We start from the raw sequence: 23,856 nt of genomic DNA on the forward strand, positions 1-23,856 counted from the left end.
CGTTCCACAATACGAAACGCAGATGAGCGCGACGTCCCCGTCCTCGCCCTTCCTCGTTGTCACCAGGGCGCCGGCCGCGGGGCGGGAGGAGGGAACCCTCACGTGACCGAGCGCACCATGATGGGCCGCCGGGACCTGCTCAGGTCCGGCGGCCTCGCCGTCGCCGGACTGTCGATGCCAGGCCTGCTCTCCGCATGCAAGGCCGGGTCCAACCCCGCCGCCAAGGCCGGTAAGGAGCTGCGGGTCGCCCAGGCCGTCGACGCGACGACGCTGGACCCGCAGAAGCAGGGCGATCTGCCCTCGATGAACGTCCTCATCAACATCTTCGACACGCTGACCGTGCACGACGTCAACGACAGGCTTGTCGGCGGCCTCGCCGAGCGCTGGGAATCGGTGTCACCCACGACCTGGCGCTTCCACCTGCGCAACGGTGTGACCTTCCACAACGGTGAGCCGTGCGACGCGAACGCCGTGAAGTACAGCCTCGAGCGCCTCATCGACCCGGCCACCAAGTCGCCCATCGTCGAGCTGCGTCTCGTCACCAAGGTCAACGTCGTCGACGCCCACACGGTGGAGGTGCTGACCAGCCGGCCGGATCCGATCCTGCCCGCGAAGATGTCGCTGTTCGGCGGCGTCATCGTGCCGCCGGGCTACATCAAGGGCCAAGGCGACGCCGCGTTCGCCGCCAAGCCGGTGGGCACCGGCCCGTTCGTCTTCCAGTCCTGGCAGCGCGACGGCCAGATCGTGCTGACCGCCAACCCGAAGTACTGGGGCGGCAGGCCGGCCTTCGACAAGCTGACCATCAAGGTGATGCCCGACCCGGCCGCGTCCCTGGCCGCGCTCCAGTCCGGCGAGCTGGACATCGTCTCCGGCCTGACGCCCGACGCGGCGCAGCAGTTGAACGGCACGACTGACATGAAGGTCGTCACCGCGCCGGGCATCCGCACGTTCTTCGTCTCCCTCGACACGCTGAGCGGCGGGCCGCTGGCCAAGAAGGAGGTGCGGCAGGCGCTGAACCACGCGCTGGACGTGCCGACCTTGATCAAGTCGGTGCTCAACGGGGCCGCGCAGCAGGAGTCGACGCTCATTCCGCACCAGTCATTCGGCTTCGATCCCGCGGCGCAGCCCTTCGCCTACGACCTGGCCAAGGCCAAGAACCTGCTCGCCCAGGCCGGCTACCCCTCCGGCTTCACCATCAAGCTGACGGCCTCCTCGGCCGACAAGGACATGGTGCAGGCCATCTCCGGCCAGCTGCAGAAGGTCGGCGTCAAGGCCGACGTGTCGCTCATGGACGCCGCGACGTTCAAGCAGCGACTGCTGTCGTCCAACAAGCAGGCCCTCGGCCCGATGTACTTCGCCGGCAACACCGGCTGGACGCTGGACGCCGAGAGCAACCTGCAGTCCTTCATCCGGCACGACCGCCGCCAGAGCCGCTGGAACAACCCCGCGGCGGACACGCTCATCGACGTCGAGGAGAACTCCATCGACCAGGCCAAACGCAAGGAGGCGTTCACCAAGCTCCAACAGCTGATGATCGACGAGGCGCCGTTCCTGTACCTGTACCAGATCAGCAATCTGTACGCGATCAACGATCGGGTGCAGTGGAAGACGAACTCCGTCGGCACTCTGGCGCTGGCAGGCGCCAAACTCGCATGAGCACTGACCTGACGGCACGCCCGATGCGGCGCCTGCCGCGCGTGTCGGTCGGCGACCGCGCTCTGTGGTCGTTCGTCGGCCGTCGGACCGGCCACGCGGTCCTGGTGCTGTTCTGCGTCGCGACTGTGTCGTTCTTCCTGGTCAGGCTCGCCGGTGACCCCGTACGGCAGATGCTTCCACCCGACGCCACGGCCGGGCAGGAACGCGCGCTGCGAACCGCACTCGGGCTGAACCGGCCGCTGGCGGGCCAGTACGTCTCCTACATGACCGGCCTGCTCCACCTCGACCTCGGGCAGTCGTTGTTCTTCCATCGCCCGGCGTTCGATGTGATCGCCGAGCGGCTGCCCGCCACGGCCCAGTTGGCGGCCGGCGCCCTCGTCGTCGCGCTGGTGGGGGCGATCCCGGCCGGCATCGTCTCCGCGCTGCGGCGCGGGACGGCCACCGACACCTCCGTGATGGCGGTCGTCCTGGTGGGCCAGTCGACGCCGGCGTTCTGGTTCGGGATCCTGCTCATCCTGGTCTTCTCCGTGAACCTGCAGGTACTCCCGGCCTCGGGCATGGGCGACCTGTCCCATCTCGTACTGCCCGCGGTCACGCTCGGGCTGTACTCGATGGCGATGATCGCGCGACTGTTGCGGTCGTCGCTGGTCGACGTGCTGGGTGAGGACTACATCCGCACGGCCCGGGCCAAGGGACTGTCCGGCCTGCAGATCGTGATGTCGCACGGCCTGCGGAACGCCTCCCTCCCGGTGATCACGGTGGTGGGCCTGGAGATCGGAAGCCTGCTCGGCGGGGCGATCCTCACCGAGCAGGTGTTCTCCTGGCCCGGCGTCGGGCGGCTCACGATCGAGGCCATCACCTACCGCGACTACCCGCTGATGCAGGCGAGCGTGCTCTTCCTGGCATCGGTGTTCGTCGTGGTGAACCTCGTCGTCGACCTTTCGTACGCCGTTCTGGACCCTCGAGTGAGGCTGAGCTGATGGCCACCGTGACAACGGACGCCACCACCAGGGCCCGGCCCGCGTCGGCCTCGATGCTGTCCGGTGTACGGCGGGCGCTGCGCCGCAACCACGCCGCCAAGGTCGCGCTCGGTGTTCTGGCGCTGGTCGTGGTGGTCGGCGTCTTCGCGCCGCTGATCGCACCCCACGACCCGAACGCCCAGCACCTGGAGCTCAAACTGCGCCCGCCGTTCTGGTCGGCCGGGCATCAGCCCGGATACCTGCTCGGCACCGACAAGCTCGGCCGCGACGTGCTGAGCCGGATCATCTACGGCGCGCGGATCTCACTGCTGGTCGGCGTCGCGGCGACGCTGTTGTCCGGTGTCGTCGGGACGGCGGTCGGCGTGCTCAGCGGCTACTACCGCGGCTGGCGCGAGCAGGTGTTCATGCGCCTGGCCGACATCCAACTCGCCTTTCCCACGATCCTGCTCGCCCTCGCGATCATCGCCGTGGTCCAGCCCGGCGTCTGGATCCTGATCACCGTGCTCGGCCTGACCGGCTGGGTGTCGTACGCCCGCGTCGTACGCGCGGAGGTCCTGTCGCTGCGCTCACGGGAATTCGTCGTGGCGGCGCGCGCGATCGGCGACAGCGACTGGCAGATCATGGTCCGTCACCTGTTGCCGAACCTCACCGCACCGCTGATGACCATCGGCACCCTCCAGGTGGCGGCGATGATCGTCGCCGAGGCGTCGCTCAGCTATCTGGGCCTCGGCGTGCCACCGTCCATACCGACCTGGGGAGGCATGCTCGCCGACGGCCAGCTCTATCTGCGCAGCGCCTGGTGGATCGCGGTGTTCAGCGGCGTTGCCATCATGCTCACGACATTGGCGATCAACGTAACCGGCGACATGCTCCGCGACGTCGCCGACCCGAAGGCGTACAAGAAATGAACCTGGCCTCCCATTACGTCTGCGACGACTGCCACGCGCGCACTCCGGCGGACGTCCCGGCCCTGCTGTGCGACGCGTGCGGTGGGCTGCTTGAGATGGAGTACGACCTGACCCGCGTGCCGGCACGCGACATCCTCGCCCGCGCGGCGGCGCACCGGGAGATCGGCGTGTGGCGCTGGGCCGATCTGCTCCCGGTCCCCGAGGGGACCGAGCCGCTCTACCTGGGCGAAGGCGACACGCCGCTGCTCACCACCCGCCGTCTCGGCGAGACGCTGAACATCCCCAACCTGATGATCAAGAACGACACGCTGATGCCGACCGGCAGCTTCAAGGACCGGGGCTTCGCGATCGCGGTCGGCTATGCCCGCGCGCTGGGGGTGAAGCAGGCGTTCACCTACAGCTCGGGCAACGCCGGTGCTTCGTTCGCGACGTACGCGGCACGAGCCGGCATCGACGCCACCGTGCTGGTGGAGGACTCCGCCCACGAGTCGAAGGTCGCCGCGATCGGCCTGTACGGTGCGCGGGTGCTGCGGCTGCAGTACCGCTCCAGCCTGGAGATCTTCGCGAGTGTCAGCGCGCTGACCAGGGCCGGCCTGTACTCGTTCGTCAACTTCATCAACCCGATCCGGCATGAGGGGATGAAGACCTACGCGTATGAGATCTGCGAGGCGCTCGGCTGGAAGGCCCCCGACGTCATGGTGCATCCCGTCGGCACGGGCGGTGGCCTGTGGGGGGCATGGAAGGGCTTTCGGGAGCTGCGGCAGATGGGGGTCATCGACCGGCTGCCCCGCATGATCGGCGTGCAGCCGAGTGCCTCGGCGCCCATCGTGCGAGCCTTCAACGAAGGGCTTCCCACCGCCGCACCGCACGGTGACGCCAGCCGTACCGTGGCACAGAGCATCGCCGGCGATGCCCCTATCCAGGGGGGAACCCGCGTGCTTTCGGCGATCTACGCGTCGGGCGGCCGTGCGGTCGCGGTCGACGACGGTGACCTGTTCGAGGCCATGCGGCTCCTCGGTGCCGAGGGCGTGACGGCCGAGCCGTCCGCGGCGGCCTCGGTCGCCGCGCTGCTACGGGCCCGGTCCCAGGGATGGGTGTCCGAGAACGACACGGTCGTCGCGGTCATCACGGGGTCCGGGCAGAAGCAGCCCGACGTTCTCGTACGCGCGGCGCCCCCGCCCGCGGGCGACGTCCGAGCCGACCCGGAGGAGCTGCTGAAGTGGTTCGGCGACGCCCGCCGCCTCTTGGACCGGGAGCGTGAGTAGCCGTGCCCGTACTCGAGATCAACGACCTGCACGCGGAGTTCCGGCTGGACACCGGAACGGTACGCGCCGTCAACGGCGTGTCGTTGTCGGTGGATGAGGGCCGGACCCTCGCCATCGTCGGCGAGTCCGGCAGCGGCAAGACGGCCACCGCCCTCTCCGTCCTGCGGCTGCACCCGACCCCGCCGTGCGTGTACACCGGCGGTGAGATCATCGCAGGCGGACGCGACCTGCTGACGCTGCCCGAGCGCGAAATGCGCCGGGTCCGCGGCAACGAGATCGCGATGATCTTCCAGGATCCGATGACCAGCCTCAACCCGGTCAAGGCCATCGGCGCGCAGATCGCCGAGTCGCTGCGCCGGCACCAGTCGCTGTCGCGCGGCGAGGCGCGCGAACGAGCGGTCGCCGCGCTGCGCGAGGTCGGCATCCCCAACCCGGAGGATCGGGCCGGTCAGTACCCCCATCAGTTCTCCGGAGGCATGCGCCAGCGTGCGATGATCGCCATGGCGCTCGCCTGCAGGCCGCGGCTTCTCATCGCCGACGAACCCACGACCGCCCTCGACGTCACCGTACAGGCGCAGATCATGGAGCTGATGGCGGATCTCCAGGACCGGTTCGGGATGGCGATCCTCTTGATCACACACGACCTCGGCGTCGTGGCGCAGGCCGCCGACCAGGTCCTGGTCATGTACGCCGGACGGCCCGTCGAGTCGGCCGGCGTCGATGACCTGTTCGAACGGTCGCGGATGCCGTACACCCGTGCCCTGCTCGCCTCCATGCCCCGTCCGGACATGCCCGGCGGCGCGGACCTCGATCCGGTCCCCGGCACACCGCCCAACCTGCTCGATCCGCCCTCCGGGTGCGCGTTCCACCCGCGCTGCGCGTTCGCCGTGCCGCAGTGCACGCGGCAGACGCCGCCGCTGGAGGAGAAGGCCCCCGGTCACGCCGCCGCCTGCATTCTCCCGGAAGGCGGCCGCACGACCGCGGAACCGGGCGGCGTGGCCACTCGACCCGCGAAGGAGAACCGATGAACGCCGCGCCCGAGCCGCTGCTGTCCCTGCGCGGCGTCCGCAAGGAGTTCCCCGGTCGCGGGATGGGTCATGGCGTGCCCGTCGTCGCCGTCGACGACGTGTCCCTGGACGTCCATCCCGGAGAGACGCTCGGACTGGTCGGTGAGTCCGGCTGCGGCAAGACCACCCTCGCCCGCCTGATCCTGCGGCTCGTCGACGCGACCGCCGGAGAGGTCTGGTTCGACGGCCGCGACCTGCTGACGCTGCCCAAGCGCGCCATGCTCGCCGTACGACAGGACCTCCAGGTCGTCCTGCAGGATCCGTACGCCAGCCTGAACCCGCGGATGCGGATCTGGCAGATCATCGCGGAGCCGCTGATCACCCACCGTAAGGTGCCGCGGGGCGTACGCGGCCGGGCCGCCGCCCGCGAAAGAGTGGCCGAACTGCTCGACGCCGTGGGGCTCGACACCTCCACGCAGGACCGTTACCCGCATGAGTTCTCCGGCGGGCAGCGGCAGCGCATCGGCATCGCCCGTGCCCTGGCGCTGGAGCCCAAACTCGTCATCTGCGACGAGCCGACCAGCGCCCTGGACGTCTCCATCCAGGCGCAGATCACCAAGCTGCTCAAGAAACTGCAGCGCGAACGCGGCCTCGCCTACCTGTACGTCTCACACGACCTGTCGATGATGCGCCAGATCGCCGATCGGGTGGCGGTCATGAACCTCGGCCGCATCGTCGAAGTCGCCGACGCCGAGGAACTGTTCACGAATCCGCGGCATCCTTACTCCCACTCCCTCCTGTCGGCCGCGCCGATCGCCGACCCGAAGGCCGAGCGGGCACGGCGCCGCGTCGTCCTGCGAGGTGAACCGCCATCGCCGGCCTCACCTCCCTCCGGCTGCGTGTTCCGCACCCGCTGTCCGGCCGCTCGGAGCGACTGTGCCGAGACCCGGCCGCCGCTCGAGGACAAGGACGTGCCTCGGCACGCGGTCGCCTGTCTCTTCCCCGTCCGCGAGACGGCGGAACTGCTGGCCGAGACCCGCTGAAGGGGAGAAGCGGCGATGCCCTTCCGTTCAGACGCGGCCGCGAGATCACCGCGTGGCCGCCTCCTCGTCGTGGTTCCAGCAGTGCACCCAGCGCTCGTCGCCGAGGTCGGTACGGTGCGGCACCCGCTCCGCGCAGATCGGCAGCGCGACCGGGCACCGGGGATGGAAGCGGCAGCCATCTGGCGGCGCGATCGGATTCGGCGGTTCCCCATGGGCCCCGGGGCGAGGGTCCTCGGTGCTCGGGCGGCCGGGGTCGGGTGACGAGGCCACGAGCAGTCGTGTGTAGGGATGGGCGGGTGCCTGGGTCACCTCCTCGCCGGGGCCTCGCTCGACGATCCGCCCGGCGTACATGACCATGATCTCGTCCGCGAAGTATCGCGCCGTCGCGATGTCATGGGTGATGTAGAGCAGGGCGAGGTCGTCCGCGCGGACCAGTTGCTCCAGCAGCCGGAGCACGCCCAGGCGAATCGACACATCGAGCATCGAGACCGGTTCGTCGGCGATCAACACGGTGGGGCGTGCGGCCAGGGCACGCGCGATCGCGACCCGCTGCCGCTGGCCGCCGGAGAGCTCGTGCGGGAGCTTGTCCATGAACTGGCCGACCGGGGTGAGACTGACCCTTTCGAGCAGTGTCTCCGCCTGCTCGGCCGCCTCGGCGGAGGATCGCGCGTGCCCGTGGATCCGCAGCGGCCGGGCGAGGTGGTACCGGACCCGGTGGAACGGGTTCAGCGACGCGAACGGGTCCTGGAAGACGAGCTGAACGTCCCGGCGGAACTCGCGGGACCGGGAGCCGCCGGATGCCCCTACGGGGTCGCCGCGCAGCACGACCTCGCCGGAGGTCGGCGGGTACACCTGGGCGAGCAGCCGGGCCACCGTGCTCTTGCCGCTCCCGCTCTCGCCGACGAGCGCCGTCACGGATCCGGCGCGCAATGCCAGCGACACGTCCTCCACCGCGCGGATCGGCGGACGCCTGCCCAGCACGCCTCGTCGCCTGGACCGGGCCGCCGTGAAGTGCTTCATCAGCTCACGGCCTTCGAGCACGACCTCTCCGGTCACCAGGTCACCTCCTCCACATGGGTATCGGCCGTCAACGCGTCTCCTCCCGTGGGGACAGCTCCGCGGGCAGGTCGCCCGCGTACACGCTCGCGTCGTAGAGCGCGCAGGCCACCTGAACACCGTCGCCTGCGGTCAGCAGGTCGGGCCGGTGCGACCGGCACGCGTCGACGGCGAACCGGCACCGCGGATGGAACGCGCAGCCGGGCGGCAGGGAACGCAGGTCCGGCGGTGTGCCGGGGATGCCGAGCAGTTCCTCCCGCGGACCGTGCAGCTTGGGGAACGAGCGCAGCAGGCCGAGGGTGTACGGGTGGCGCGGCGCCTCGTGCATGGTCCGGGGCGGCGCCGTCTCGACGACCCGGCCGGCGTACATGATCGCGATGTGATCGGCGATCTCCAGCAGCAGGGACAGATCGTGGGTGATGAAGACGACCGCGAAGCCGTACTCGTCCTTCAGTTCCTTGATCTGGTACAGGATGTCGCGCTGGACCACGACGTCGAGGGCGGTCGTCGGCTCGTCCATCACGATGATCTCAGGATTCAGGGCGAGCGCGATGGCGATCACCGCGCGCTGGCGCATCCCGCCGGAGAGTTCGTGCGGATGGCTTCGCCGGCGTTCGGCGCCGATCCCCACGCGCCCCAGCAACTCCACCGCGCGTTCCCGGCGGTCGGCCTTGCTCATGTCCGTGCGGTGAGTGCGGAGCACGTCGTCGATCTGCGCGCCGATGGTGCTGACCGGGTTGAGGGAGTTCATGGCGCTCTGGAAGACGACGGCCAGCTCTTTCCAGCGGAACCGGCGCAACGCCGCCCGGTCGAGCGTCAGCAGGTCCACCGGCTCGGCGTCGCCCGGCGGGCGGTAGCGGACCTCACCGGCGGTGACGTGGGCAGGAGGCCGCAGCAGCCGGCGCATCGCGTGCGCGAGCGTCGACTTCCCGCTGCCGCTCTCGCCGGCGATCCCCAGAATCTCGCCCCGCCGCAGGTCGAGCGAGACATCACTGACCGCGTGCACGGCACCGCCCGGGGCCGCGTACTCCACGCTCAGGCCGCGTACCTCCAGGACGTTCACGAGTGCGCCTCCCCGGCCGTCTCGAGCACGGCGGCGCGGCCGCGGCGCGTGCGGCGCGGCAGTCTCGCGGAGCGCAGCCGCGGATTGGCGATCTCGTCGATCCCGAAGTTGAGCAGCCCGAGGCCGGTGCCGATGAGGGCGATGCACAGGCCGGGCGGTATGAACCACCACCACGCGCCCAGCAGGAGCGCCTGGCCGTTCTGGGCGTAGTAGAGCATGCTGCCCCAGCTCACGCTGGACAGGTCGGCCAGGCCGAGGAACGACAGGCCCGTCTCGGTGAGGATCGCGGCGACCACGGTCGCGAGGAAGCTGGTCGCGATCACGGGGAGTTCCACCGGGAGGATCTCGCAGAAGATGATCCGCAACGGCCGCTCCCCCACGGCCCGTGCCGCCTCGACGAAGTCGCGGCGGCGGAGCGAGAGCGTCTGCGCGCGCAGGATCCGGGCTCCCCACGCCCAGCCCGTCAGGGCGATGACGACCGCGACCGACGCGACACCGCGCTTCGGCAGGTATCCGGCCAGCACGATCACCAGTGGCAGGGCCGGCAGGACGAGGAAGATGTTGGTCAGCACCGACAGGACCTCATCGACCACGCCGCCGAAATAGCCGCCGACCAGGCCGACGACGATCGACAGCACGGTGGCGATGACGGCCGACAGGCCACCGACCGTCAGAGAGACGCGCGCACCGAACACCAGCTGGGTGAGAACGTCCTGCCCGGTCTGGGTGGTTCCGAGCCAATGCTGGGCCGATGGCCCCTGGAGTGTGTCGCCGCTGGTGGCGGCCGGGTCACCGCCGACCAGCGGCGGCCCGGCCAGGGCCAGGAGGACGAAGAAGGCCAGGATCCCCAGCCCGAAGACGATCTTCGGCGAGCGCATCATGCCTCCTGCCGGGTGCGCGGATCGAGGAGCACGTAAGCCAGGTCGGCCAGGAGGTTCGCGGCCAGCACGGCCAGGGAGATGACCAGGAAGATGCCCTGCATCAGCGGGAAATCCTCGTTCTCCACAGCCTTGAGCAGGGTCGAGCCGATCCCCGGATAGGAGAAGACGATCTCGGTGAGCACCGACCCGCCGACCACGAAGCCGAGGGAGAGGGCGAAGCTCGTGATGTTCGGCAGGATCGCGTTGCGGGCCGCGTACGCCCACATCACCCGCCGGCTGGTGAGCCCCTTCGCCTCCGCCATGACGACGTAGTCCTCGCCGAGCGTGGTCACCATCACGTTCCGCATCCCGAGGATCCGGTCGGCGATCGAGGCCACGACGATCGTGATGGCGGGCAGCGTGGCGTGATAGATGACCGTCGACACGAACGGGCCGCTCCACTCGGGCTGGAGCGACAGCGCGTACGCGCCGCTCACCGGGAACCAGCGCAGCGTCACCCCGAAGACGAACAGCAGGGCCAGTGCCGCCCAGAAGTACGGCACCGCGTGCAAGGACGTCGTCACCGGAAGGAGGCCGTCGAGCCAGGACCCGCGCCGCCACGCGGCGAGTACGCCGATCAGCGTGCCCAGCGCGTAGCTGAGCAGCGTGGCGATCCCGACCAGTCCGATCGTCCAGGGCAGGCCGCTGCCGATGACGGTGGAGACCTTCTGCGGGAAGAACGTGATCGACCGTCCCAGCTCACCGTGGAGCAGGTTCCCCAGGTAGTCGAGGTACTGCCGCCCGAGCCCGGCGTCGCTGAACCCGAACGCCCGTTTCATCGCGGCGAGCGCCGCCGGGTCCACGTTGCCCTTCATACGGTCGGCGAGCAGCGAGACGGGGTCGCCCGGCATCATCCGCGGAATGAGGAAGTTCAGGGTGACGGCGGCCCAGGCCGTGAGCAGGTAGAAGCCGAACCGCCGGAGGAGATACCTCATCCCTTCGCCGGCCGCAGGTGGAGCAGGACGACTCCGAGGTCGGGTTGCTGGTACGGCGCCGGCACCGCGTACGGGTCCTGTTCGGTCGGCCAGCCGACGTACTTGTTCGTGCGGTACTGCGCCCAGGCGGCGCTGTAGAAGAGCGGCAGGAACGGCTGCTTCTCCATCATGATCCGGCCGAGTCCCTGGATCGCCTTCTGCTGCGCGGTCTTGTCGTCGGTGGCGGCGTACTCGGCGAGCAGTTTGTCGGTCGCGGCGTCCTTCCAGCGCTCGTAGTTGCCCGCGGCCATCTGGCCGACCGGTTTGGTGACCTGGCTCTGCAGGGTGAGGCGCATGAGGGTGTACGGGGTCGGACCGGACTCGCCGCCCCGGATCGTCATGTCGTACATGCCCTTGCCCACGCTGGAGACCCACTCCTGGACGGACACGCCCCGGGCCTCGACCTTCACGCCGATCTTGGCGAGGTCGGCGCGGATGAGCTGCGCGGCGTTGACGAAGTCGGTGAAGGGTGAGGGGACGAGCAGGGTGAAGGACAGCTTGTCGCCCTTGTCGTCGACCATGGTGTCGCCGGACTTCTTGAAGCCGGCCTGCTGGAGCAGCTGGGCGGCCTTCGCGGTGTCGACGGAGAACTTCGCGTCCTTGTACTCCGGCGGCAGATAGGCGTCGCCGCCCGGCATCGGCACGCCGGTCGGGTGGGCCACATGCGTGTAGCCGTGCTCGGCCACCTTGACGAGGTTGTCCCGGTCGACGGCCAGGCTGAGCGCCTGCCGCACCTCCGGCTTGGCGAACGCCGGCTTGGTCAGGTTGAGGTACAGCGAGATGAGCCCGCCGGGCGGGAAGTAGTACTTGTTGTGCGCCGGGTCGCCCTGCACGTAGATCTTCTGGATGTCGGGCACGAACGCACCCGCCCAGTCGATGGTCCCCTGTTGCAACCCGGTCTGCACGGAGTTCGCGGTGTTGGCCGGGAACCGCACGGCCGGCACCACGGGTTTGCCGGGCTGCCAGTACGCGGGGTTCTTCGCCAGCTCGTACACCTGGGAGGAGAAGGACTTCAGGACGTACGGCCCGGTGCCCACCGGCTTGGGATTGGTGAAGGTCGTCGGGTTCTGGTTCTCGAACAGGCGCTTGGGGACGATGCCGACGCTGCCGGCGATGTTCCAGATCTTGGCGTACGACGGCGTGCCGAAGCTCAACTGGACCGTGTCGGGGCCGGTCACCTTGCTGCCGGTCAGGTCGATGGCGCCCTTGTTGAGCTCAGGGTGTTGCCTGAGCGTGTCGAAGGTGAAGGCCACGTCGTCGGGCGTGAGCGGCTGCCCGTCGGAGAACTTCACGCCCTGCCGGAGAGTGAAGGTCAGGGTCTTGCCGCCATCGGACCACTGGTGCTTGAGAGCCAGCCACGGGGTGACGTCGTCGGCCCTCAGCCGGTTGAAGAACTCGAGCGGCTCGTAGATCAGGCCGATGGTCCCGATGTTGACGTTCTCCAGCGCGAACGGGTTGAAGTTGGCCTGCCACGAGCCCTGGTCGATCGCGTGGACGACGAGGGGTGGAGTCGCGCCGGCACTGTCGCCCGAACCGCCCGAGCAGGCGGAGACGGACAGCGCGACGGCGAGTAGGGCGGCGACGGACGTGCGGCGTTTCACAGCAGGGTCAGTCCTTTCCGAAGAAGCGTGCACGACGATCGAGAGCCCCCTTCGGTGTCGCGAACGCCTGCGCGTGACGGAAGCCGGCGGGCGCCCCTCGGACGACCGCGAGCGCGCGGTAGTAGTCGACGTACGGGAACCCGTACGTCTCACCTCGGGCGAACGCGTAGACGCTCATCGCCTGGGACCATGCCTCGTGGGCCTCGTCGGTCAGGCCCATGAAGACGTCGGGCCGGTAGCCCTCCGCGTCTTCCCAGTTGTCGGCGTAGTACAGCTCGGACGCCCAGTGCGCGGGCCGCTCCCGGGTGAGGGTGCGCAGCCCGGCGTAGAACCGCGCGTCCTCGACGATCCGGTGGGTGTGAGCGTGATCCTTGTGGATGCTCGCGCTCCAGTGCGTCAGGAGCACGTCCGGTCGCAGCTCGCGGATCAGGTCGGCGACCCGCAGCTTCACGTCCTCGTCCTCGGGGAGCAGCCCGTCCTCGTAGTCGAGGACACGGAGCCCGGCGCCGATCCGTTCCGCGAAGAGCTCGGCCTCCTCCCGTTTCTGCCGGGCGTACTCGCCGGGTGGCACCGTCGGGTGGCCGCGCTCCCCGAGGGTCAGATGGAGAAGTGTCGCCTGGTGGCCGGCCTGGATGTGCTGGGCGAGCACGCCGCCCGTGGTCAGGTCCATGTCTCCGGCGTGGGCGCCGATGGCGAGGATGTGGGTCATCCCAGCCGACACCTCATGACGTGGAACCTCCGCGTGATCGTGTAGCCGGCCTTGGCGTAGAGGTGACCGGCCGGGCTCGCCTCGCCGGTCCACAGGAACCAGGAGGAGTGCAGCCCTTCGGCACGCATCCGGGTCATCACCGCGTGCAGCAGGATCTTGCCGAGCCCGGTGCCGCGCTCGGCCGGGTCGACGCCGAACGGGCCGAACCGTTCCGGGATGCCGCGGTACGCGCCGTACATCGCGAACCCGGCCGGCCGGCGGTGCGGGCGAGCAGGATCCGGTCGCGCGGGATGCCGCCCAGGACGGCGTTCCGTACGGCCTCTCCCCAGTCCGGGTTGAACACCTCCCCGGCGAAACGGATGAGCTCGGGCAGCTCGCCGTCGTCCGGTGAGCGGAACTCGTACCCTTCGGCCGTACGCGCGGCCTGGAGGGCACGGACGTCGTCCGGGGTGACATAGCCGACGAGGCCGCGGTCCATGGCCACCGGTGAGTAGAGGTCGGTGAAGCCCAGCGCCCGCAGCGTCGCGTACCCGGCCGGGTACGCCTCGGCGTCGGCGCCGGGCAGGAAGTAGTTCGGCGTGTAGGAGGCGAAGTCGGCCCGGGTGCGGCCGGCGGCGCGCAGGAAGCCCAGCGCCTCGTCGAGCAGCCGCCGCCCGACGCCCCGCCGCCGGTGCCGGGGATCGACGAAGAAGAACGGGATCCAGCCGGTCTCGGGTTCGAGGTCGGTGCCCGCGAGCGGCGTGAGCCGCCTCACCGCGTAGGCGCATCCGGCGACCCGGCCGTCGGCCACGGCGACGCGCAGGCCGTCGGGGTCGAAGTTCGGATCGAGGAGGACGCTGTCGCGGAACCAGCCGGGCGTGATCGGGTCGTGTGGAAGGCAGAGGTTCCAGGCGTCGACCAGGTCACGTGCGTCGTGAGGGACGAACCCTCGGATGGTGATGTCGGTCATCAACGCCTCACCTTCCGTCTTCCGGAGCACCCAGCAGCGCCTCCGCCGCGGCCCGTACCTGCGCCCGGCCTCCGCCGTACGTGCAGAGGAACCGTCCAGGTGCCAGGACCTCGTCGGAGGGAAGGCCGGTCGAAACGACGACGGCGTCCGGCCGCCGCGCACACAGCTCCTCGATCGTCCGGCGCTGCCATTCGTGGCGGTGCGCGTCACGCACGGCGACGACGAGCGGCCTTCCGGCCGCGGCGGGGAGTACGGCGTCGGGATCGGGCTCGGCGGTCAGCGTCACCCCGTCGACCCGCGGGTCGAGCTCCTGGAGTGTCGCGAGCAGGCTGGCCGCGCGGCCGCCGATGCCCGCGCGGTCGGGGGTGACCCGGAGTTGTACGACGTAGGGCGGGCCGGCGAGTGGCAGCGGGGTCGCGTCACCGGTGGACACCAGCAGCGCGCGCCGTGCCGCTCGGAGACCGAGCGCCGGATCGGCCTCGGCTTCCGTCTCCGGGTCCGTCCACTCGGCCAGGGCGTTCACGCGCTCCGCGGCCTGCGTGAGCCGGGCTCTGAAGGCCGGCCGGGATCGTGCCTCGCGGGCCAGCGCGTGCCGTACGGCCTGCTGAGTGTCCCAGTCGGTGTCGAGGCACAGCAGGTCGGCGCCGGCGCTCATGGCGCGTACGGCTCCGGCCTCGATCCCCATCGTGTCCTGGATGGCGTTCATGTTCAGCGCGTCGGTGATCACGACGCCCTCGAAGCCCATCTCCGCGCGAAGCAGTCCGGTCAGGACGCGTTCGCTCACGGTGGCGGGTTCGGTGTCGAGGGCCGGGACGAGGACATGGGCGCTCATGACCGAACGCGCCCCCGCCTGGATGGCGGCCGCGAACGGCGGGAGATCGATCCGGCGCAGGTCGGCCTCGTCACGCGAGACGGTCGGCAGGGTGAGGTGGGAGTCTCGATCGGTGTCGCCGTGCCCGGGAAAGTGCTTGGCGCACGCCGCGACACCGCGCGACTGGAGACCGCCGACGAACGCGGCCGAATGCGCCGCCACGACGCCGGGGTCCGCGCCGAAGGACCGGACGCCGATGATCGGATTCATCGGATTGGTGTTGACGTCGGCGACGGGCGCCAGGTCCAGGTTCACGCCGAGTGCGGCCAGTTCGCCGCCGATCGCCGCGGCCACGTCCCAGGTCAGCGCCGGGTCGCCGATCTCTCCGAGGGCCCGGTGGCCGGGATAGGACGATCCGGTCGCGGCCTCGAGCCGGGTGATGTCGCCACCCTCGTCGTCGACCGCCACCAGGACATCCGGCGAGGCCGCCCGCAGATCGGCGATCAGAGTTCGGAGCTGCTCGTGGTCCCGGATGTTGTCGCGGTAGAGGATGACCCCGCCGAGGCCGGCACGCAGCCATGCGGCGAGTTCGTCGAAGAGGGCATGCCCTCGCATGCGTACGAGCAGGCAGCGGTCAAGATCCGTCATGGCTCCTCGGTAAATTTCCTTCGATCGGCCAAGCCGTAGCGTTGATAGCTTACGATCAAGAAGGCGATCGCACTAGGGATCAGATCGCTCGCATTGTGTGTCCGAAAAGGCGGGTTTATCGCTGAAGCCGCCGCGCCGGGCATTGCCGGAACCGCCGACTCGTGAGGTCCGGGGAGAGGAAATGCGCGTTTCTCCAGGGATCGAGCGGTTGCTTGATGGCGAGGTCTCCTCGCAGGTCAAAGGCGCCGCGATCGGACTGCTGGCGTCGGCCGCGTCGGTCACGCCCGGCCTGCGTCACGACCTCGACGCACTGCTGGCGGCGGGCTTCCAGATCGTGTCGGTCTTCGGACCCGAGCACGGGTTCCGCAGCACCGCGCAGGCCGCCGAATCCGAGTCCTCGACGGTCGACGCGGACACCGGGATCCCGGTCGTCGACACCTACCAGCGAGAGCCGGCGGAGATCGCCGAGCGTGTGCGTGCCGCCGGCGTGGAACTGCTGCTCATCGACCTGCAGGACGTCGGCGCCCGGTTCTACACCTATGTGTGGAGCATGTACGACCTGCTCGTGGCGGCGGGCCTGGCCGGAGTGCCGGTCCTCGTCCTCGACCGGCCCAACCCCGTGGGCGGCGACATCGTGGCCGGGCCGATGCTCGCCGCGGAATTCGCCTCGTTCGTCGGACGTGCGCCCGTCCCGCTGCGGCACGGCATGACCATCGGCGAACTGGCCCGTCTCTTCGCCGATCTGATCGGGGACGTGCGGGTCGAGGTCGCGCCGATGCGCGGGTGGCGACGGGAGATGCGGTTCGGCGACACCGGGCTCGTGTGGGTTCCTCCGTCACCGAACATCCCTACCGCCCTCACCGCCGAGTGCTACTCCGGTACCGGTCTGATCGAGGGCACCAACCTGTCCGAGGGCAGGGGAACGACGACACCGTTCGAGGTGCTCGGCGCGCCCTGGCTGGACGCGCGCCTCGCCCGCTCGATCGCGGCGCTGGAACCGCCGGGCGCGGCGGTGCGGCAGACCACCTTCGTTCCAGCGTTCTCCAAGCACTCCGGCACACCGGTGCACGGCCTCCACCTTCACGTCACCGATCCCCGGCGATTCGACCCCGTCCACACCGCCGTCGCGATCCTCACCACCGTCCGCCGCCGCTGGCCGGACGACTTCGCATGGCGGACCCCGTTCTGCGACAAACTGGCCGGCTCGGCGGCGCTGCGCGAATCGATCGACGCGGGCGCGGACACGGCCGACATCACCGCATCATGGGAGGACCCCCTGAACGCGTTCCGAGCCCTCCGGGAGCGTTATCTGCTGTATGCGCCGGGTCGGTAGGCCGACGCGGCCGGCAGGGGGCGTCCGGAGCGCGGGACTGTCCTGCCGAAAAAAGATACGCCCGCGATACAGGCTTTCGTCTTCAATGCAGGCATGGATCACAGCGCCCCACTATCAGCCCCAGCCCGTCGTAGGCGCGGGATCGTGATCGTCAGTCTGGCGATCCTCGGTGCGGCGATCGCTGCGTTCGGCCCGGTCGACATGGTGCTGGGGATCCTGACCATGCCGCTGCGCAGGCCGGGGTGGTACGTCTTGTTCGGTACGTTCAATGGCGTGGCCCTCATCACGGTGGCCGCACTGCCGTTGGCCGCGCTGGCGGTGTGGGCTCTGGCACGCCGTCGGAGTGCCGCCGGCGTCACGTCGGCGTGGCGGATGTCGCTGGCCGAGGTCGGCATCGTCTACGGGACGGTGCCGTGGGTCTGGATGATCCTGCTGCCGGGCGACGAGGCCGGCGCCGTCGTGAGCCTGGTACCGCTGCGGGACCTGCTCACGATGGATACGGGCCAGGTCGTCGGCAACCTGCTGGTGTTCGCGGCGCTGGGGTTCTTCACCCCGCTGCGGTTCGCGGCGCTGGCGTCGGTACCACGGGTCCTGGCGCTCGCGGCGGGCTGCTCGGCCCTGGTCGAGACCGCGCAGTACGTTCTGCGGCTGGACCGGGTGTCCTCCGTGGACGACGTACTGCTCAACACCGCCGGCGCCGGGCTGGCCGCCCTGGCATCGCGCCACTGGTGGCGCGCTACGGCGTCGTCAGACCGACCCCGATCGGCCCCGGTACCGGGACGCTGAGCTGCCCCGATCCCGCCGGAAACCCGGTCCGGCGGAGCCTACAACCGGTACGTGAGCCTTTACGATCTTTGGTATGGCTACGAGACTGGTGCAGATCAATATGAAGGCCCATGACGCCTCCGCGCTCGGCCGGTTCTGGGCGGAGGCGCTCGGCTGGGCCATCGACAGCGAGGAGCCCGGCTTCACCGGCCTCGTACCCGTCGGCTTCGCCTACCCCGACCCCTCCGCCGTCTGCGTCGACCTCATCACCCGTCCGGAACCCAAAACGGTCAAGAACCGGGTGCATCTCGACCTGGCCACCACCTCGGCCGCCCACCAGGCGGAGCTGGTCGCGCGCCTCAAGGAGCTCGGCGCGACCTCCGCCGACGTGGGCCAGGGTGACGTTCCCTGGACGGTCATGGCCGACCCGGAGGGCAACGAGTTCTGCGTTCTGGAACCCCGGCCGATCTACCGGGACACCGGACCGATCGCCGCGGTGGTCGTCGACTGCGCCGACCCGCGCGCCATGGCCCGATTCTGGGGCGAGGCGATGGACTGGACCCTGCACGAGGTCACCGACGACCACGCGGTCATGCGCTCCGCCAAGGCCGTCGGCCCCTACCTGGAGTTCATCCCCACCCCCGACCCCAAGACCGTGTGGAACCGCGTCCACCTCGACATCTCTCCCTACCCCGGCGACGACCTGGCAGCAGAGGAAGCCCGCCTGCGCACTCTGGGCGCCACCGACCCCGGCATCGACCAGTCCGACCTCCACTGGACGGTCCTCGTCGACCCCGAAGGCAACGAGTTCTGCCTCCTCACCCCCCGCTGACCTCGTACAACGGCTCCGGGCGGTTTCGGGTCAGCGGCGGGACCGCTCGGCGGTGACAGGCTCCTTCCTGCCCGGTCCGGGCGATGACCCGGGCCGGACGACCCGCTGACGCCACCCGAGGATCGACGGTCTCAGGGCTGAATGTTCTCCAGGTCCTCGAGCAGGCTGGGGTGCGTCGGCTGCCACCCGAGGGCGTCACGGGTATGGGCACTGGACGCCGGCTGGTCCATCGCGAAGATCGGACCGAACGGGCCGAAGGTCTCCACCGGCACCGCCTCGACCGCCAGGCCCAATCGCCGGCCGATGACCGTCGCGATGTCTAGCACCGCGTCGCCCTCGTCGTCGACGGCGTGCCAGGACGTCCCGGGCGGTGCCGACTCTGCACCCGTACCAAAATGTGACCCATTCGGTAGTCACGTAACTACTGTGAGTATCCCATGCTGGTGGTCGGCAATCATGGCCTCTGCCCCGACAGGAGCGTGATCGACATGGTCAAGCAGGTGCATCGCGAGGGTCGGCACGTGGAGTTGGTCATGAAGCCGCTGTACAGCGGGCTGGTGCGCGGCGGGATTCCCCGCTACCGGCTGGCGCCCGGTCCGATGGCGCCGGACTCGGCCGCCGCGTTGGTCCGGGACGAGATCATGCTGGACTCCAACGCCCGCCTCAACCTCGCCACCTTCTGCACCACCTGGATGGAACCCCAGGCCAAGGAACTGATCGCCGATTCCCTGGACCGCAACCTGATAGACCACGACCAGTACGCCCAGACGGCGGAGCTGGAGACGCGGTGCGTGAACATACTGGCCAACCTCTGGAACGATCAGGGCACCAACGGCGTCGGGTGCTCGACCGGCGGCTCCAGCGAGGCCACGATGCTGGCCGGGCTGGCGATGAAGTTCAACTGGCGTACGCGGCGACGAGCCCAGGGCCTGCCCGCGGACAGGCCCAATCTGGTGATGCCCAGCGTGGTGCACACCTGTTGGCCGAAATTCTGTCGCTACTGGGATGTCGAGCCGCGCTACGTGCCGATCCGGGAACCCGGCTTCACCGTCGACCCGTCCGAGGTGGCGAGCCTCTGCGACGAGAACACCATCGGCGCGGTGGCCATTCTCGGGTCCAGCGCGCTGGGGATCTACGACCCGGTGGCCGAGATCGCGTCCGCGTTGGATCGTCTCCAGGCCGAACGGGGAGTGGACGTGCCGCTGCACGTCGACGCCGCGGTGGGCGGCTTCATCGCTCCGTTCCTCGAGCCCGACCTGGTGTGGGACTTCCGGGTGCCTCGGGTGCTGTCCATCAACACCTCGGGCCACAAATTCGGGCTGGTCTATCCAGGCATCGGGTGGATCATCTGGCGCGACAAGAAGGCGCTGCCGAAGGAGCTGATCTTCGAATGCGAGCTGCTCGGCGGCAGCGTGCCCACCTTCACGCTCAACTTCTCCCGATCCGGCGCCCCGGTGGTGGCGCAGTACTACACCTTCCTGCGCCTCGGATTCGATGGCTACCGCGCGGTGCAACAGGCCTGCCGTGATGTGGCGTCCTATCTGGCCGAACAGATCGCGAAGATGCCCGGGCTGGAGGTCATCTCCGATGGAACTCATCTGCCGGTCGTGGCGTTGCGGATGCGGCCCGACACGACCACGACCGTATTCGACGTACACGACCGGATGCGCAAGCACGGGTGGCAGATACCCGCCTACTACCTGCCCGGCGCCCTCGACGACGTAGCCGTGATGCGCATGGTGATCCGCAACGGCTTCAGCCGCGACACCGCGGACATACTGCTGAACGCACTGCGCGCAGAGCTGGCCGAGCTGTTTCCCGCGCCCACGGCGGAGGCCGACAAGCCCGCCATTCCGACGCCACGACGGAATGGCCCCGTCTACCACTGAAAGCCATCCTATATAAGGGCGTCCTTCTGGGGAAGGTGTTCGGAGATGGGCGAGTTCGCGGAGAGCATCACGATCGATCAGTTGAATGACGATCCGTACCTGATCTATGCGCGGTTACGGGAGGAGGAACCCGTCGCCTATGTTCCGGCGCTTGATCAGTGGATGGTAACGCGGAATCAGGATGTCCGGACGGTGATCAGCCTGTCAGAGACGTTCATTTCCTATTTCTCGAAGTCTTTGATCCTCAAGGTCTGCGGCGAGGGGAACATGCTTGCGACCGATGGGGACCCGCACAGCGACCTCCGCAGGTGCACCGATGATGACTACGCCCGGGAGACGCTGCCGGCGGGCCTTCGGGATCATGTGCGGATGTTGGCCGACAAGTATGCCGATGAGTTGGAGCGCTCTGGGGCACCGGCCGATCTGAAGGAGCAGTACTTCGCGCCGGTCGCCGTGTTGTCGGAGGCGCACATCCTGGGTCTCGATCATATCGATCCGGAAGTCTTCATCAGGTGGGCCGACGGCATGAACAGCGCCATCACCAACTTCGAGAAGGATCCGGCCAGGACCCGGCTCGGCGAAGCCACCCGGGCCGATATCGACCGGGTCCTCATTCCGTACCTTGAGGAACTCGAAAAGAACCCGATCCATTCGACGCTGTCCAATCTTCTGCACTCCGGACGTCCTGCAGGCCGACCTCGTCCCATCCAGGAGATCCTGCCCACGGTCCGGTTGATCTTGACCGCGACCGAGGAACCCGGCAACGGCGCCAGTTCGACGATGCTCGGTCTTCTCGACAACCCCGACCAGCTCGAAGCCGTGAAGGCCGATCCGTCCCTGCTGGAACACGCGGCCCATGAGGGCCTGCGCTGGCGACCCCCCGTGGGTGCCCTCATGCGGTCCGCCGCCCGCGATTTCGAGCTGGGCGGCGCCACCATCCCGGCGGGCAGCGGTGTGGCGGCCATTGCCGCCTCGGCCAACCGCGACGAGAGGGTCTACGAAAACCCCGACGCATTCGACATCCACCGACCGATGCGACCGCACGCCTCGCTTGGCTACGGCAGTCACCGCTGCCTGGCCTGGGAACAAGTCCCAGAGATCATCCGCATCAGCATCGAAGTGCTGCTGGAGCGTTTTCCAACGATCCGCCTGGATACCGACAAGTCGCCGGTGCGCTACTACGGCTGGCGCTACCGCGGGCCGAGTGGTCTCCCTGTTCGCTGGTGACCAGAGGTCCACATCTCGAGCAGCTCGCGCCACAAGTGTGGTGTCCGAAATCTTGGACACGAACACCACGCCGATGATCACAATTAGCGATCGGAGTTCCTATGAAACATGAGTCCGCACAGGTTAGTTCCGGCGCCCACGAACGACTGCTCCTGCGATTCCGCATACTCGACTCCGACGGTAACGGCTACCTGGACGAGACCGACTTCGACCGGCTCGCCACCAAGGTGCTCAGCGCACTGGGCGAGCCGCGCGAGTCGGCGAAGGGCCAGGCGGTTCTCGACGGGCATCACCACTTCTGGGCGGGCCTGTGCGCGTCCCTCGACGCCGATGGTGACGGCCGGATCAGCCTGGCCGAGTATCTCGCCAGATTAGGCGACCCCGGCGACGCGGAACAGGCCGTGACCGACTACGCGACATCAATGGCCGCGCTGGTCGACCGGGACGACGACGGATACGTCGAACGGGACGACTTCCTCACCTGCATGACCGCGAGCGGGTTCGCGGAGGCCAACAGCGCGGCCGTGTTCGAGGAACTGGACGAATCAGGCGACGGCCGAATCCCGGTCGACCATTGGGCCGCGGCGATCGTGGACTGGTACAGATCCGAGCGCACCGACATCCCCGGTCATATCCTCGTCACACCGCCTGACGCTTGATCATCTGTTACCTGGCGCCATGGGGTGGGCTCGTCGGCCCACCCCACCTCAGATCAGCGTCTGGTCGGGACGGTGGTCGAATCCCACATCAGTGGGGTCTCGTCGTCCGCCAAGGTCGGGCCTGCGGGACCAGCCGCCACTCCTGTGAGCCGTCCTCGACCGCGTTCTGCAAGGTCAGCGGCGCCCCACGGGAGGTGCCGGTCAGGTACACGTTCGTGTTCTCAACCGCCTGGAACCTGTAGTCGCCGTCGTCGGCCTGCCGGCGGCGTTGTAGACCAGGCGCCCATCGGGAAGCCTGATGATGACCGGGCTGCCGTTCATCATGCTGTCCGACCAGGACAAATACCCTCTCACCCTCGGGCTGTACACGTTCCTGGGCCAGGGCGCGGGCGACACCGACCTGTACCCGCTGGTCATCACGGGCTCGGCCGTGTCCATCGTCCCGCTGATCGTGCTGCTCCTCATCCTCCAGCGGTTCTGACCTACTGGCCGGCGGACTGAAAGCCTGACCCCGGCACGGTCGGTGCGGCCCAGCGGACGCCGGCGGGCATCGGAAACGCGTCGGCGTGCAGCGTCGCCAGGAGGTCGAGGAAGTGGCGGGCGGCCGGGGCGGGTGCGCCGCGGTCGGGCAGGATGACGTCGAGCCGTCGTTCGACGACCGGGCCGGTGAGCGGCCGGTGCACCAGGCCGGCGAAGCTCATCAGGGCCTGCACGAGAGCCGGCAGCGCGGACACGCCGAGTCCGGCGGCCACCAGGCCGCCCACCGTGGCGACGTTGGCCGCCTCGACGACCTGGGCGGCGCTGACTCCGGCGGTCGCGAACGCCGCGTCGGTGAACATCCTGACGCTGGAGTCGGCGCCGATGGCGACGAACGGCTGAGGCGCCAGATCGGACCAGGTCAGCGTCGCCCGCTCGGCCAGCCGGTGCCCGGGAGGCAGCGCCGCGAAGAACCGGTCGAGGGCCAGCGCGCGGCGTCGCATCCGCGGGGGCGCGCCGTCCGGGATCGTGATGGCCAGGTCCGCGTCGCCGTCCAGCAGATGGCCGGTGACCGTGCCGGCCAGGCCGTCGAGGATCCGTACCGTGATCCCGGGGTGCTGCTCGTGGAAGGCCGACAGGACGCGCGGGAGCAGGACCGCCGCGACCGACGGCAGCGTCGCGATGGTGACCGTGCCGTGCTCACCCGCCAGATAGCGAGCGAGGTCGTTCATCCCGGTCCGATGCGCCGCGAGGATCCGGTCGGCGACCGCCAGGAGCTGGCGGCCCTCCGCAGTGAGCGTCACCGTCCGGGTCGTGCGCTCGAAGAGTGACACGCGAAGAGTCCGTTCCACTCCGGCGACCGTCCGGCTGAGCGCCGACTGCGAGAGGCACAGGCGCTCGGCGGCCGCGGTGAAACTTCCCGCCCGGGCCACCGCTTCGAAGGCCGCGAGCTGGCGCAGCGACAGATTCATGCGTCCAGATCATAAATGGTTGCGATATTGATGTTGGACGCATCTCTGTTCCGAGGTGAACAATCCGCAACACGGCGGCAACGAAGCCGCGACCCCCACCCGCGTCTCCTGCC

At 69.2% G+C, this 23,856-nt stretch carries 24 protein-coding genes; 13 read left to right on the forward strand and 11 right to left on the reverse strand.

Going from position 1 to position 23,856, the window contains the following annotated elements; translation table 11 throughout:
* The first annotated feature begins 102 nt into the window (after positions 1-102).
* Genes ACYVF7_RS31250 through ACYVF7_RS31275 form a run of 6 tightly spaced genes read left to right on the forward strand, consistent with a single transcriptional unit; the run spans position 103 to position 6,859 of the window.
* On the forward strand, positions 103-1,656 hold the full coding sequence (locus tag ACYVF7_RS31250) for an ABC transporter substrate-binding protein (RefSeq protein WP_460347797.1): 1,554 nt from the start codon (positions 103-105) through the stop codon (positions 1,654-1,656).
* Entirely contained in the window at positions 1,653-2,636 is a 984-nt protein-coding gene (locus tag ACYVF7_RS31255) for an ABC transporter permease (protein ID WP_460347799.1), read from the forward strand. Before ACYVF7_RS31250 ends, ACYVF7_RS31255 begins: the two co-directional genes overlap by 4 nt.
* Positions 2,636-3,544 (forward strand): ABC transporter permease, encoded by a 909-nt coding sequence (locus ACYVF7_RS31260; protein WP_460347801.1) that lies wholly within the window; start codon positions 2,636-2,638, stop codon positions 3,542-3,544. The genes ACYVF7_RS31255 and ACYVF7_RS31260 overlap by 1 nt, the downstream gene beginning before the upstream one ends.
* Positions 3,541-4,809, forward strand: coding sequence for a threonine synthase (locus ACYVF7_RS31265; protein ID WP_460347803.1), 1,269 nt, complete (start codon positions 3,541-3,543; stop codon positions 4,807-4,809). The genes ACYVF7_RS31260 and ACYVF7_RS31265 overlap by 4 nt, the downstream gene beginning before the upstream one ends.
* Positions 4,810-4,811: 2 nt before the next feature.
* Positions 4,812-5,837 carry an ABC transporter ATP-binding protein gene (locus ACYVF7_RS31270; RefSeq protein ID WP_460347805.1) on the forward strand — a complete coding sequence of 342 codons (1,026 nt, stop codon included), beginning with the start codon at positions 4,812-4,814 and terminating at the stop codon, positions 5,835-5,837.
* Entirely contained in the window at positions 5,834-6,859 is a 1,026-nt protein-coding gene (locus ACYVF7_RS31275) for an ABC transporter ATP-binding protein (protein ID WP_460347807.1), read from the forward strand. The genes ACYVF7_RS31270 and ACYVF7_RS31275 overlap by 4 nt, the downstream gene beginning before the upstream one ends.
* 45 nt (positions 6,860-6,904) lie before the next feature.
* On the opposite strand, the gene ACYVF7_RS31280 is transcribed toward ACYVF7_RS31275, so the two are convergent.
* Genes ACYVF7_RS31280 through nagZ form a run of 9 tightly spaced genes read right to left on the reverse strand, consistent with a single transcriptional unit; the run spans position 6,905 to position 15,590 of the window.
* On the reverse strand, positions 6,905-7,915 hold the full coding sequence (locus ACYVF7_RS31280; protein ID WP_460347809.1) for an ABC transporter ATP-binding protein: 1,011 nt from the start codon (positions 7,913-7,915) through the stop codon (positions 6,905-6,907).
* Positions 7,916-7,946: 31 nt separating this feature from the next.
* Positions 7,947-8,978 (reverse strand): ABC transporter ATP-binding protein, encoded by a 1,032-nt coding sequence (locus ACYVF7_RS31285; RefSeq protein ID WP_460347811.1) that lies wholly within the window; start codon positions 8,976-8,978, stop codon positions 7,947-7,949.
* Complete coding sequence (locus ACYVF7_RS31290; RefSeq protein ID WP_460347813.1) at positions 8,975-9,859, reverse strand: ABC transporter permease; 885 nt, start codon at positions 9,857-9,859, stop codon at positions 8,975-8,977. The genes ACYVF7_RS31285 and ACYVF7_RS31290 overlap by 4 nt, the downstream gene beginning before the upstream one ends.
* Positions 9,856-10,833: an ABC transporter permease gene (locus tag ACYVF7_RS31295; protein WP_460347815.1), complete on the reverse strand. Its 978-nt coding sequence runs from the start codon at positions 10,831-10,833 to the stop codon at positions 9,856-9,858. The genes ACYVF7_RS31290 and ACYVF7_RS31295 overlap by 4 nt, the downstream gene beginning before the upstream one ends.
* The gene (locus tag ACYVF7_RS31300) at positions 10,830-12,473 is read right to left on the reverse strand and encodes an ABC transporter substrate-binding protein (protein WP_460347817.1); all 1,644 of its coding nucleotides are present in this window, start codon (positions 12,471-12,473) and stop codon (positions 10,830-10,832) included. The genes ACYVF7_RS31295 and ACYVF7_RS31300 overlap by 4 nt, the downstream gene beginning before the upstream one ends.
* A gap of 7 nt (positions 12,474-12,480) precedes the next feature.
* Complete coding sequence (locus ACYVF7_RS31305; RefSeq protein WP_460347819.1) at positions 12,481-13,182, reverse strand: PIG-L deacetylase family protein; 702 nt, start codon at positions 13,180-13,182, stop codon at positions 12,481-12,483.
* Entirely contained in the window at positions 13,179-13,421 is a 243-nt protein-coding gene (locus ACYVF7_RS31310) for a GNAT family N-acetyltransferase (RefSeq protein WP_460347821.1), read from the reverse strand. The genes ACYVF7_RS31305 and ACYVF7_RS31310 overlap by 4 nt, the downstream gene beginning before the upstream one ends.
* Positions 13,319-14,131 (reverse strand): GNAT family N-acetyltransferase, encoded by an 813-nt coding sequence (locus ACYVF7_RS31315; RefSeq protein WP_460347823.1) that lies wholly within the window; start codon positions 14,129-14,131, stop codon positions 13,319-13,321. The genes ACYVF7_RS31310 and ACYVF7_RS31315 overlap by 103 nt, the downstream gene beginning before the upstream one ends.
* Positions 14,132-14,138: 7 nt before the next feature.
* On the reverse strand, positions 14,139-15,590 hold the full coding sequence (nagZ, locus tag ACYVF7_RS31320) for a beta-N-acetylhexosaminidase (protein ID WP_460347825.1): 1,452 nt from the start codon (positions 15,588-15,590) through the stop codon (positions 14,139-14,141).
* A 181-nt stretch (positions 15,591-15,771) separates the two neighbouring features.
* Here nagZ and ACYVF7_RS31325 point away from each other — a divergent pair, with 181 nt between their 5' ends.
* The 3 genes from ACYVF7_RS31325 to ACYVF7_RS31335 all read left to right on the forward strand — a co-directional run bounded on the left by ACYVF7_RS31325 (position 15,772) and on the right by ACYVF7_RS31335 (position 18,520).
* A complete protein-coding gene (locus ACYVF7_RS31325; protein ID WP_460347827.1) occupies positions 15,772-16,923 on the forward strand; it encodes an exo-beta-N-acetylmuramidase NamZ family protein in 1,152 nt (383 codons plus the stop codon).
* Between the two features lie 144 nt (positions 16,924-17,067).
* Entirely contained in the window at positions 17,068-17,709 is a 642-nt protein-coding gene (locus ACYVF7_RS31330) for a VanZ family protein (protein ID WP_460347829.1), read from the forward strand.
* 73 nt (positions 17,710-17,782) lie between these two features.
* Positions 17,783-18,520: a VOC family protein gene (locus ACYVF7_RS31335; protein WP_460347831.1), complete on the forward strand. Its 738-nt coding sequence runs from the start codon at positions 17,783-17,785 to the stop codon at positions 18,518-18,520.
* A 131-nt stretch (positions 18,521-18,651) separates the two neighbouring features.
* Here the strand turns inward: ACYVF7_RS31335 and ACYVF7_RS31340 are convergent, their stop codons facing one another.
* On the reverse strand, positions 18,652-18,846 hold the full coding sequence (locus ACYVF7_RS31340; protein WP_460347833.1) for a hypothetical protein: 195 nt from the start codon (positions 18,844-18,846) through the stop codon (positions 18,652-18,654).
* 162 nt (positions 18,847-19,008) lie between these two features.
* Between ACYVF7_RS31340 and ACYVF7_RS31345 the strand changes: the two genes are divergently transcribed.
* The 4 genes from ACYVF7_RS31345 (at position 19,009) to ACYVF7_RS31360 (ending at position 22,776) form a co-directional block, all read left to right on the forward strand.
* Positions 19,009-20,409 (forward strand): glutamate decarboxylase, encoded by a 1,401-nt coding sequence (locus ACYVF7_RS31345; protein WP_460358191.1) that lies wholly within the window; start codon positions 19,009-19,011, stop codon positions 20,407-20,409.
* Between the two features lie 45 nt (positions 20,410-20,454).
* Positions 20,455-21,636: a cytochrome P450 gene (locus ACYVF7_RS31350; RefSeq protein ID WP_460347835.1), complete on the forward strand. Its 1,182-nt coding sequence runs from the start codon at positions 20,455-20,457 to the stop codon at positions 21,634-21,636.
* Positions 21,637-21,737: 101 nt separating this feature from the next.
* On the forward strand, positions 21,738-22,295 hold the full coding sequence (locus tag ACYVF7_RS31355) for an EF-hand domain-containing protein (protein ID WP_460347837.1): 558 nt from the start codon (positions 21,738-21,740) through the stop codon (positions 22,293-22,295).
* A gap of 298 nt (positions 22,296-22,593) precedes the next feature.
* The gene (locus tag ACYVF7_RS31360; protein ID WP_460347839.1) at positions 22,594-22,776 is read left to right on the forward strand and encodes a hypothetical protein; all 183 of its coding nucleotides are present in this window, start codon (positions 22,594-22,596) and stop codon (positions 22,774-22,776) included.
* 1 nt (position 22,777) lies between these two features.
* Here ACYVF7_RS31360 and ACYVF7_RS31365 read toward each other — a convergent pair whose 3' ends face one another.
* Entirely contained in the window at positions 22,778-23,743 is a 966-nt protein-coding gene (locus ACYVF7_RS31365; protein WP_460347841.1) for a LysR family transcriptional regulator, read from the reverse strand.
* Positions 23,744-23,856: the final 113 nt, after the last annotated feature.

It is taken from the genome of Actinoallomurus acanthiterrae (assembly GCF_054775715.1).

Bases quoted from the DNA above. Each gene is read 5' to 3' on its own strand.
- ACYVF7_RS31295 (WP_460347815.1), bottom strand. From the start codon at position 10,833: ATGAGGTATCTCCTCCGGCGGTTCGGCTTCTACCTGCTCACGGCCTGG.
- nagZ (WP_460347825.1), bottom strand. From the start codon at position 15,590: ATGACGGATCTTGACCGCTGCCTGCTCGTACGCATGCGAGGGCATGCC.
- ACYVF7_RS31360 (WP_460347839.1), top strand. From the start codon at position 22,594: ATGATGACCGGGCTGCCGTTCATCATGCTGTCCGACCAGGACAAATAC.
- ACYVF7_RS31275 (WP_460347807.1), top strand. From the start codon at position 5,834: ATGAACGCCGCGCCCGAGCCGCTGCTGTCCCTGCGCGGCGTCCGCAAG.
- ACYVF7_RS31355 (WP_460347837.1), top strand. From the start codon at position 21,738: ATGAAACATGAGTCCGCACAGGTTAGTTCCGGCGCCCACGAACGACTG.
- ACYVF7_RS31335 (WP_460347831.1), top strand. From the start codon at position 17,783: ATGGCTACGAGACTGGTGCAGATCAATATGAAGGCCCATGACGCCTCC.
- ACYVF7_RS31350 (WP_460347835.1), top strand. From the start codon at position 20,455: ATGGGCGAGTTCGCGGAGAGCATCACGATCGATCAGTTGAATGACGAT.
- ACYVF7_RS31255 (WP_460347799.1), top strand. From the start codon at position 1,653: ATGAGCACTGACCTGACGGCACGCCCGATGCGGCGCCTGCCGCGCGTG.
- ACYVF7_RS31365 (WP_460347841.1), bottom strand. From the start codon at position 23,743: ATGAATCTGTCGCTGCGCCAGCTCGCGGCCTTCGAAGCGGTGGCCCGG.
- ACYVF7_RS31345 (WP_460358191.1), top strand. From the start codon at position 19,009: ATGGTCAAGCAGGTGCATCGCGAGGGTCGGCACGTGGAGTTGGTCATG.
- ACYVF7_RS31325 (WP_460347827.1), top strand. From the start codon at position 15,772: ATGCGCGTTTCTCCAGGGATCGAGCGGTTGCTTGATGGCGAGGTCTCC.
- ACYVF7_RS31290 (WP_460347813.1), bottom strand. From the start codon at position 9,859: ATGATGCGCTCGCCGAAGATCGTCTTCGGGCTGGGGATCCTGGCCTTC.
- ACYVF7_RS31310 (WP_460347821.1), bottom strand. From the start codon at position 13,421: ATGTACGGCGCGTACCGCGGCATCCCGGAACGGTTCGGCCCGTTCGGC.
- ACYVF7_RS31315 (WP_460347823.1), bottom strand. From the start codon at position 14,131: ATGACCGACATCACCATCCGAGGGTTCGTCCCTCACGACGCACGTGAC.
- ACYVF7_RS31260 (WP_460347801.1), top strand. From the start codon at position 2,636: ATGGCCACCGTGACAACGGACGCCACCACCAGGGCCCGGCCCGCGTCG.
- ACYVF7_RS31265 (WP_460347803.1), top strand. From the start codon at position 3,541: ATGAACCTGGCCTCCCATTACGTCTGCGACGACTGCCACGCGCGCACT.
- ACYVF7_RS31305 (WP_460347819.1), bottom strand. From the start codon at position 13,182: ATGACCCACATCCTCGCCATCGGCGCCCACGCCGGAGACATGGACCTG.